9 protein-coding genes are annotated in these 8939 nt (G+C 69.1%); 2 read left to right on the forward strand and 7 right to left on the reverse strand.

Features of this window, described 5'->3' with window-relative positions:
* Positions 1 to 465: Crp/Fnr family transcriptional regulator (locus HZB86_12840; GenBank protein MBI5906403.1), on the reverse strand; the 465-nt coding region annotated here is incomplete at its 3' end.
* Between the two features lie 75 nt (positions 466 to 540).
* On the opposite strand from HZB86_12840, the gene HZB86_12845 reads away from it, so the two are divergent.
* Complete coding sequence (locus tag HZB86_12845) at positions 541 to 1410, forward strand: NAD(P)-dependent oxidoreductase (GenBank protein MBI5906404.1); 870 nt, start codon at positions 541 to 543, stop codon at positions 1408 to 1410.
* Between the two features lie 34 nt (positions 1411 to 1444).
* Here HZB86_12845 and HZB86_12850 read toward each other — a convergent pair whose 3' ends face one another.
* The 6 genes from HZB86_12850 to HZB86_12875 all read right to left on the reverse strand — a co-directional run bounded on the left by HZB86_12850 (position 1445) and on the right by HZB86_12875 (position 8207).
* Positions 1445 to 2629 (reverse strand): tetratricopeptide repeat protein, encoded by a 1185-nt coding sequence (locus HZB86_12850; protein ID MBI5906405.1) that lies wholly within the window; start codon positions 2627 to 2629, stop codon positions 1445 to 1447.
* Positions 2630 to 2808: 179 nt separating this feature from the next.
* Positions 2809 to 3114 carry a hypothetical protein gene (locus HZB86_12855; protein ID MBI5906406.1) on the reverse strand — a complete coding sequence of 102 codons (306 nt, stop codon included), beginning with the start codon at positions 3112 to 3114 and terminating at the stop codon, positions 2809 to 2811.
* A 125-nt stretch (positions 3115 to 3239) separates the two neighbouring features.
* On the reverse strand, positions 3240 to 3725 hold the full coding sequence (locus HZB86_12860) for a hypothetical protein (GenBank protein ID MBI5906407.1): 486 nt from the start codon (positions 3723 to 3725) through the stop codon (positions 3240 to 3242).
* Positions 3726 to 3813: 88 nt separating this feature from the next.
* Positions 3814 to 5697: an Nramp family divalent metal transporter gene (locus HZB86_12865; protein ID MBI5906408.1), complete on the reverse strand. Its 1884-nt coding sequence runs from the start codon at positions 5695 to 5697 to the stop codon at positions 3814 to 3816.
* Complete coding sequence (locus HZB86_12870) at positions 5684 to 6856, reverse strand: sensor histidine kinase (GenBank protein ID MBI5906409.1); 1173 nt, start codon at positions 6854 to 6856, stop codon at positions 5684 to 5686. The genes HZB86_12865 and HZB86_12870 overlap by 14 nt, the downstream gene beginning before the upstream one ends.
* Positions 6849 to 8207, reverse strand: coding sequence for a sigma-54-dependent Fis family transcriptional regulator (locus HZB86_12875; GenBank protein ID MBI5906410.1), 1359 nt, complete (start codon positions 8205 to 8207; stop codon positions 6849 to 6851). Before HZB86_12875 ends, HZB86_12870 begins: the two co-directional genes overlap by 8 nt.
* 108 nt (positions 8208 to 8315) lie before the next feature.
* Between HZB86_12875 and HZB86_12880 the strand changes: the two genes are divergently transcribed.
* On the forward strand, positions 8316 to 8939 hold a 624-nt coding region (locus HZB86_12880), incomplete at its 3' end, for an Nramp family divalent metal transporter (GenBank protein ID MBI5906411.1).

Raw genomic sequence — 8939 nt, forward strand, 5'->3', positions numbered from 1 at the left:
GACCAGGCGGGCCTCCACGTCCTTCAACGAAAGGCTCTCCACGAGGTCGGTCATCCTCTTGAGCCAGCGGGAGAGGGATCCGAGCATCCGGATCGACACCTTGGGATGCCGCTCGAGGAGATCGATGAACGGTCGTTTCGGGAGGAGGAGCAGCACGGAGTCGGCGAGCGCTTCCGCGTTCGCGGGATAGACCCCTCCCTCGAAGATCACGGCCTCGGCGAACGTCTGTCCCGGGTCGAGGACGTGGAGGACCTGCTCCTTCCCCTCCCCGGAGAGCTTGAACACCTTCACCTTCCCGGACGCGACCACGAAGAACCCGTCCGCCTTTTCTCCCTCGCGGAAGACGGACTCCTTCTTTCCGAACCGGCGCGGGACGGCCAGCGCGGCGACCCGCCGGAGGTCTTCATCCGGGAGGGCGGCGAACAGCGGGGTCTTCCGGAGGACGTCGGCGGCCGGGATCGTCATGGTACCATTCTGATGAATCGGCGCGGGGCGTCAAGGCGGTATTTCCGCCGGAATGCGCCGGCATCGGAGGCGGCGATGGCCAGGGTGGGGTTCGTGGGGCTCGGGATCATGGGGGAGCCGATGTGCCGGAACATCCTTTCCAAGGGGCACGAGGTCACCGTGTACAACCGGACACGCGCGAAGATGGAACCGCTCGTCGCGGCCGGGGCGAAGGCGGCGCCGTCGCTCGCGGAGCTTGTCCGCGGCTCCGAGATCGTGATCACGATGGTGGCCGACCCGGCGGCGGTGCGCGACGTCGTGACGGCGAAGGGAGGCATCCTTTCCGCCATTTCCCCCGGGATCGTCCACATCGACATGAGCACCGTATCGCCGGAGACGTCGCGGGAGATCGCGGCCCTCGTGCGCGGGAAGGGCGCGGAACACCTCGAGGCGCCGGTTCTGGGCAGCCGGAAACCGGCCGCGGACGGGACGCTCACGATCCTCACCGGGGGCGACGAGGCGCTCTCCCGCCGGATGGAGCCGTTGCTGCGGACGATGGGAAGCAAGGTGATCCACATGGGAGACACCGGGATGGCGGCGCACATGAAGCTCATCATCAACCAGATCCTGGGGACGGTGCTCTGCGCGTTCGCGGAGGCGTCGCTGACGGGGCTTACGGCGGGGCTTTTGCCGGACCGGATCCTGTCCGTTCTCGAGAACTCGGTCGTCGCCTGTCCGGCGATCCGGGTGAAGGGACCCGACATGCTCGGGGAGCGGGTCTTCACGCCCAACTTTCCGCTCAAGCACGCACACAAGGACATGCGGCTCGCCGTGGAGGCGGGGGCGGCGGCCGGTGTCCCGACGCCGGTGACGAAGGCGGCGTGCGACCTGTTCGGCGCCGCCAGGGACAAAGGGTTCGGGGAAAGGGACATCTCGGCGGTCGTTCGGGCGCTGACCGAAAATTAGAAAGGGGACCGCCGCGCTTCCGCGCGGGCCGCGGCTACTCGGGGGGCGAGCGGGAATCGCGGTACCGGCTCAACGTCTCGAGCATCGACGGCTCGAAGCGGCACCCCAACGCCTCCGCCCGGTCGCATTCGCCGGCGGCCTCACGGTACGATCCCATGGCGAAGTACGCCTGGGCCAGCCCCGCCCGGGCGCGCGCGTTCCGCGGCTCGAGCTCCACCGCCATCCGGAACTCCCGGATCCCCTCCTCGAACCGTCCGCACCCGCAGTACGAGCTGGCCAGGCTTCCGCGGGCCGCGGCGTTCCGCGGCTCGAGCTCCACCGCCTTGCGGCCCTCCTCGATCGCCTCCGCGTACCGGCCGGAGCGCGCCAGCAGGATTCCGAGATTTTCGCGGGGAGCGGCCATTTCCGGATCGAGCGCGATCGCGAGGCGGTACCTGGCGCCCGCTTCCTCGAGCCGTCCGAGCTTGTGCAGCGAAACTCCCGCGTTGTAGTGGACGTCCGGAAGCCCCGGGTACCTGCGGGCCGCCTCCTCGTAGATCCGCAAGGCGTCCGCGTCCCGCCCCCGGCGCGAATACCCGGCGCCCAGGCTTTTCAGGAACACCCCGAGCATCTCGTCGGGCCTCAGGGAAAGGAGGTACGGGCGCCCCGGAGCGACACGGAATTCCCGGCGGTACCGTTCGTCGTCCCAGGCGGCCCCCCCGTCCGAGAACTCCACGTTCGTGCGTCCGGCGGCCCCTTCGTATCGCACGAAGCAGTGGGACGGCACATACACTCCGCGGAACGGAACGCCGAGACGCTCCGCCAGGGCGAGGTAGAGCATCGACAGGCCGAGGCAGTTCCCCCGCTTCCTCGATACCACCGTTTCGAGAAGGTAGTTCTCGGGTTCCCCGGGCGACTTGTCGTATGTGAATCCCTCCTCCACGAGAAGAACGCGGCGGACCGCCTCCACCGCCGGCTCGCCCGCCGCAACGTCGCGCAACTCCTCCCGCAACCGGTTCTCGAGCCGGGAGATCTCCCGCTCCGGCATCGAGGGGGCCACCGGTATGCCGATCAGGTCCCGGCTCCCCTGTGCGGAATATTTGAAGTAGGAGGAAAGGAAAGGGCGTTCCGCCCCGGAGAGTCGCGAACGGGACCCGGTGTCCGCCGCCTCGCCGGACACCGCGGAACGGAACAACGTCAACAGCAGCGCGAAAACGACCCCGACGACCCTGCGCGACACGGATCCTCCTCCCGGTTGCGTTCCCGGGGCCATCACCCCGTACCGTACATTCTATCCGGTCCGCGCACCGCGGCGCACCGCCTCCCTTTCGCCCGTCCCGAAACAAACGACGACGCCGGGGAAAAGCGACCCCCGGCGCCGTCGATCCGTCCTCTTTTCATCGGCATCCGCCGCCGGCATTACTCCCCGTCGTCGATCCCGTGCCGGAAAACGCCCGTTCCGATTTCGTAAGACTGCTCCCTGCCGTCTCCGCAGCAGTTCTGCTCCGCCGATCTTTCCGACATCCCGGGAACCGCCCCGGTGTCGATCGGCTCCCGAACCTGGGTTGCGTCCGCATTCGCGGGCGGCCAGGAAGGATCCGCCGAAAGCGAATAGTCCGACGCCTCGTACGGGAGCATCCCCTGCTCATTCGCGAACGCGATTCCGGAAACGCCCGCCAACATCACGCAAAGCCCCAACGAAAAAAGGATTTTTCTGCCTCGCATCCCGGTGCCCTCCCTCAATGCTCCGTTGGTTGCGTTGACTTCTGCGAGAACCCCTACTGTTAGTGAGATGGGTCCCGGACGGGCGGGTTTCTTCGGGATCGAAGATTTCGGGGAGAAGCGCGGGATTACGGTTTCAGGCGGTACTCGAAAGTCGCGGCCCCGTTTCGGCCGCCCCCCCCCGTCTCCAGCTCGAACCGGTACGTCCCGGATTTCGGAAGCCGGACGTCGCTGCCGATGTGACCGCCCATCGGGACGAGGGAGACTCTCGAGGAGGACGTGTTGTCCGGACCGGCGATCCTCACTTCCCCGTCGACATCGACGACCGTCTTCCCCGTCTTCGGGTCGGTCAGGATCACCATCAGGTGGTGTCTCGAGGAAAGCTTCGCGATCGCCGCGGCGGAAACCCCGGATCTGGCCAGTTCGGCGTTCATGTCGATCAGTCGGGCCTCGACGTTCCAGGGACCGGCCGTGCCCCGGAAGACCTGTTCGCCCATGGCCTCCATCGGCGCGCCCGTCGCTCCGTGGACATGCCCGGCCGCGTGGGCGGCCCAGGCTCCCAGAAGCCAAAGCCCCGCGCCGAGGAACGTTGCCGCCCGGATCCGCAGGCTCATGATCGTCTCCTCATTCCGCGACCTCCCCGGTTAGATGCGGGTCGGCGGCGTTCGAAGCAAGGGGATTTCGGATCGCCGGGCGGGATCTTCAGCCGTCGCGGCCGGCGACGAGGACGGAGATGTTCAGCCGGTGCCGCAGCTCGTCGATGGTCGACCCGTAGAGCCAGTCCGAGAACCCCTTGTGGCCGTGGGCTCCCACCACCAGGAGATCGACCCCGTGGCGCTGGATGATTTCCGGGATGACGCGGACCGGGTGGCCGAACCCGAGCTCCGTATCGACCTCGATGTCGTGCTTCCCGAGGACGATCGTGTACCGCCGCAGCCGCTCGAGGTCCACCCGGCTCTCGGTGTCCGTGATCTCCTCGCCGAGCGCGACCGCGCCGGCGCTCTCCACGCAATGGATCAGCAGGAGGGGGCACCGGCTGGACGAGGCGATCCCCGCGGCGCGGGACAGCACCTCGGCGTCCGCGTCCCCGAAATCGAGCGCGGCGGCGATCTTCCGGAACGGCCGCGCCGGCTCGACCTCCCCCACCTCCGGCCGGTGCACGTCGTGCGGCCGCTTCCTCCGGCCGCCGGGCAGGAACGGTTCGAGGAGGATGTAGATCAGCAGGGCCCCCACGGCGATCGCGACCGGCACCGCCACGTACCGTGCGGCCGCTCCGGCGCTCCCCTCCAGGGCGATCCATCCGCCGATCTCCCCGATCACCAGCTTCACGTTCAACAGGACGATGATCCCCGCGCACGCCCAGGCGAGCGCCTTCGGGAGCGGGCCGATGGCGAACGCGCCCATCCGCTTCCGGTCGCTCACCATGTGGATGAGGGGGATGACCGCGAAGGAGAGCTGCATGGAGAGGAGGACCTGGCTGAAGACGAGGAGCTCTCCCGTCGACCCCTCGCCGGCGACCGCGATCGTGGCCACCGCCGGGATGATCGCGAGAGACCGCGTGACGAGGCGCCGAAGCCACGGCCGCAGGCGGATGTTGACGAACCCTTCCATCACGATCTGGCCCGCGAGCGTCCCGGTGATCGTGGAGCTCTGTCCCGCGCAGATCAGCGCGAGGGCGAACAGGACGGGGGCGAGGCCGCTCCCGACGAGAGGCGCCAGCAGCCGGTGCGCGTCCTGGATCGAGGCCACGTCCGTGTGCCCGTGGCGGAAAAATACCGCGGCCGCCATCACCAGGATCGCCGCGTTGATGAAGAAGGCGATGTTCAGGGCGACCACGGAGTCGATCGTGTTGTACTTGAGGGACTGGTGGATCCCTCCCGCCGTCTTCACCACCCTGCGCGACTGGACCAGGGAGGAGTGCAGGTACAGGTTGTGCGGCATCACGGTCGCCCCGAGGATCCCGATGGCGTAGTAGAGGGCGTCCCGGTCCGGCAGGGCCGGGAGGAACCCCTTCGCGATCCCCGGGATGTCCGGCCGGGACATCACGATCTCCAGCAGGAAGCACCCCCCGATCGTCGCGACCATGACGAGGATGAACGCCTCCATCTTCCGGATCCCCGCCTGGTGGAGGAACAGGATCAGGAAGGTGTCCAGCGCCGTCAGGAGCACTCCGTACATGAGCGGCAGGCCGAAGAGGAGCTGCAGGCCGATCGCCGATCCGAGCACCTCGGCCAGGTCGCACGCGGCGATCGCGACTTCGCACAGGATCCAGAGCGACGCGTTCACGGCGGGAGGGTACCGGTCGCGGCACGCCTGCGCGAGGTCCCGTCCGGACACGAGCCCCAGCCGCGCGGCCAGGGACTGCAGCAGCACGGCCATCAGGTTCGACATCAGGAGGACCCAGAGGAGGGCGTACCCGTACCGCGAGCCCGCCGCGATGTCGGTGGCCCAGTTCCCGGGATCCATGTACCCCACCGAGACGAGGTACGCAGGGCCCGCGAACGCGAAGAGGCGCCTCAGGAATCCGCGGGATTCCGGGATGGACACGGTCGAGTGGACTTCGGAGAGCGATTTATCGTTCGACATTCCCGCTCCGTTCGGCGGGCAGGGTGAGCGAGAACTCCACTCCCCGTCCGCCCGGAAGATTCCGTACGGATAGGACGCCGTCGTGCTGGTCCGCGATCCGGGAGCTGATGGAAAGCCCGAGCCCCGTGCCGTCGTCGCGGGTCGTGAAGAACGGGTCGAAGATCCGCTCCCGGTCCCCCTCCGGAATCGGGGGGCCGTCGTTCTCCACGCGGAAACGGACGTACTCCTTCCCCTCCTGCCGCACCAATGCGACCCGGAAGGTCAGGCGGCCGCCCCCTCCGGGCGCCATCGCCTGCACGCCGTTCAGGGCGATGTTCAGCAGGAGCTGGGTCAGCAGCTCCGCGTCGCCCATCACCCGGGGAACTTCCGCGCCGCCCGCCGCGTCGACCACGGTCTCCACCCCCTCCTTGCGCGCCTGGGGGGAGACCAGCGAAGCGACCCGCCCGACGACGTCCGACGGATCCACCGGGCGCCGGTCGGCGGGAACCGGGCGGGCGAACGACAGGAACCGGTCGGCGGTCTGGCCGAGACGGTCGATCTCCCCGATGTGCAGCTCGAGCATCCGCCGTTCCGTCGAGGATTCGGGGATCGCGTCCCGCAGGATCTCGGCGGTCCCCTTGAGGGCGTGGAGCGGATTCTTGATCTCGTGGGCGATCCCCGCGGTCAGCTCGCCCAGCGCCCCCAGCCGGCCGGCGCGGATCAGCTGCTCCTCGGTCCGCCGCTGCTCCGACAGCGCGACGGACAGGCGCTGCGCGAGCCTCTCCTGCTTCTCCCGCTCCCGCCGCTCCCGGTCGACCAGCAGCCCGGCCGCCACGGCCACGATGTTGTAGAGGACGATCTCCAGCCCTTTCTCGAGGGCGTCCCCGGGGTCCTGCACCAGGATGCGGGTGAACGCGTGGGGGAGGTAGACGAGGGAGGCGAAGACGGACAGCGCGATCCCGCCGCGGGATCCGGCGGTGAAGGCGGCGAGAAGGATCGGAAGATAGTAGAGGCGCCGGAGGACGTCGTGCCCCCACGGGTGGTGGGAGCCGGTCCGGTAGTGGAGGACCGTGATCGCAAGGCACGGCAGCCATGCGGCGAGCAGCATGCGGCGCGAGAAGAGCGGCCGCGCGTCGTCCCGCAGCCTCGCCGCCAGCCCGGCGGGGGAGCGGTCACCCATCGCGCCGGATCCCGTACTTCTCGAGACGGTAGACCAGGATGTGACGGGGGATGCGCAGATACGCGGCCGCCTGCGTGATGTTTCCGCCCGTGAGACGCAGCGCCCGCTCGATCACCCGCTTCTCGAGGTCCACGAGGGAAAACCCCTCGGCCGGCAGCGGCGGCCATTCCGCCTCCTCCCCGCCCTTCTCTCCCGCCGCCCGGGGAAGGGGCGGCAGGTCCTCGAGGGAGACCGCGTGGCCGCGGCACAGGACGACCATCCGCTCGCACGCGTTCCGAAGCTCCCGGACGTTGCCGGGCCACGGACGCCGCTCGAGCTCCGCGGTCACTTCCGGCGGAACCGCGATCTCCCGACCGGGAGCCAGCTCCGAGATGAACCGCCGGGCGAGCGGCGCGACGTCCGCGGGGCGCTCCCGGAGCGGCGGCACGTGAAGATCCACCACGTTGAGCCGGTAGTACAGGTCCTCCCGGAACGCCCCGGCCCGGATCCGCTCGGGGAGATCGCGATTCGTCGCGGCGACGATGCGCGCGTCCACCGGCACCGGCGCGTCGGCCCCGACCGCGTCGACCGCCTTTTCCTGAAGGGCGCGGAGGAGCTTCCCCTGGAGCCCCGCCGGAATCTCCGCCACCTCGTCGAGGAAGAGCGTGCCGCCGGACGCCTGCCGGAACCGCCCCGCACGGTCGCGCACGGCGCCCGTGAACGACCCGCGCGCGTGTCCGAACAGCTCCGACTCCAGCAGCTCGCCGGGGATCGCGGCGCAGTTGACGGCGACGAACGGGCCCTCGGCGCGGGGAGAGCGCACGTGGATCCGGCGCGCGATCACTTCCTTCCCCGTCCCGCTCTCTCCCGTGATCAGGACCGTGGCGTCGGTCGCCGCGACGCGGTCCGCGATCGCAAGGAGGCGCCGCATGGCGTCCGACGCGCACACGATCTCCCGCCCGACGCCCGACGCCCGGACCCGCAGGTCCCGCACCTCGGCGGCGAGGCGGCGGCGCTCCAACGCCTTTCCCACGGAGAGCAGCAGCTGCTCGCGATGGAACGGCTTGCCGATGAAGTCGTACGCCCCCTCCCGCATCGCGGCGACCGCCGTCTCCACGTTGCCGAACGCCGTGATGACGAGAACCGGGATCTCCGGCGAATGCGCCCGCACCTTCCGGAGAACCTCCATGCCCGGGATCCCGGGCATCTTGAGGTCCGTGATCACCAGGTCGAAGGGTGCGGCGGCGAACGCGGCGAGCCCCTCGCGGCCGTCCGCGGCGGAGGTCACCTCGTGACCCGCCTTGCGGAGGTTGAAGAGCGCCACCTCCCGCCCCGCGGGGTCGTCGTCGATGAAAAGGATGCGTGCCGGCAATCTTCCTCCGATGCCCTTCGGAAATGCGCGTTCCGGTCAATTATTGCAGGAAAGCGCCCCCCCTATGTTATTTTTCAACGGTGGTACGGAGAATCCGGAGGAGCGGCCGTGCGTCTGCGTCGCCCGAAAATCACAAAGGTCCTCCTGTTCCTGTCCGTCCTCGGGCCGGGGATCATCACCGCGTCCGTGGACAACGACGCCGGGGGGATCGCCACCTACTCGATGGCCGGGGCCCACTTCGGGTACGCCCTGTTGTGGACGCTGGTCCCGATCACGATCGCGCTGGTCGTCGTCCAGGAGATGGTCGCCCGCATGGGCGTGGTCACGGGGAAGACGTTGGCCGACCTCGTGCGGGAGAAGTTCGGCGTCCGACCGACCTTCTTCCTGCTCCTGGCGCTGGTGCTCGCCAACCTGGGGAACACGGTCGCGGAGTTCGCGGGGTGGGCGTCGGCGTGGGAGATCTTCGGCGTCAGCAAATACGTCTCCGTGCCGATCGGCGCGGCGGCGGTCTGGTTCCTCGTCGTGAAGGGGAGCTACCGGATCGTCGAGAAGATCTTCCTTGTCGCCTGCCTCGTGTTTTTCACCTACCCGGTGGCGTCGTACCTCGCGCACCCGGACTGGTCCGCGGTGGGGCGGAACATCGTCTCCCCCGCCGCCCGGGTCGACGGGGCATACCTCACGATGCTGATCGGGATGGTGGGGACCACGATCGCCCCGTGGATGCAGTTCTAC

Source organism: Deltaproteobacteria bacterium (genome assembly GCA_016234845.1).
Classification (GTDB): Bacteria; Desulfobacterota; Deferrimicrobia; order Deferrimicrobiales; family Deferrimicrobiaceae; genus JACRNP01.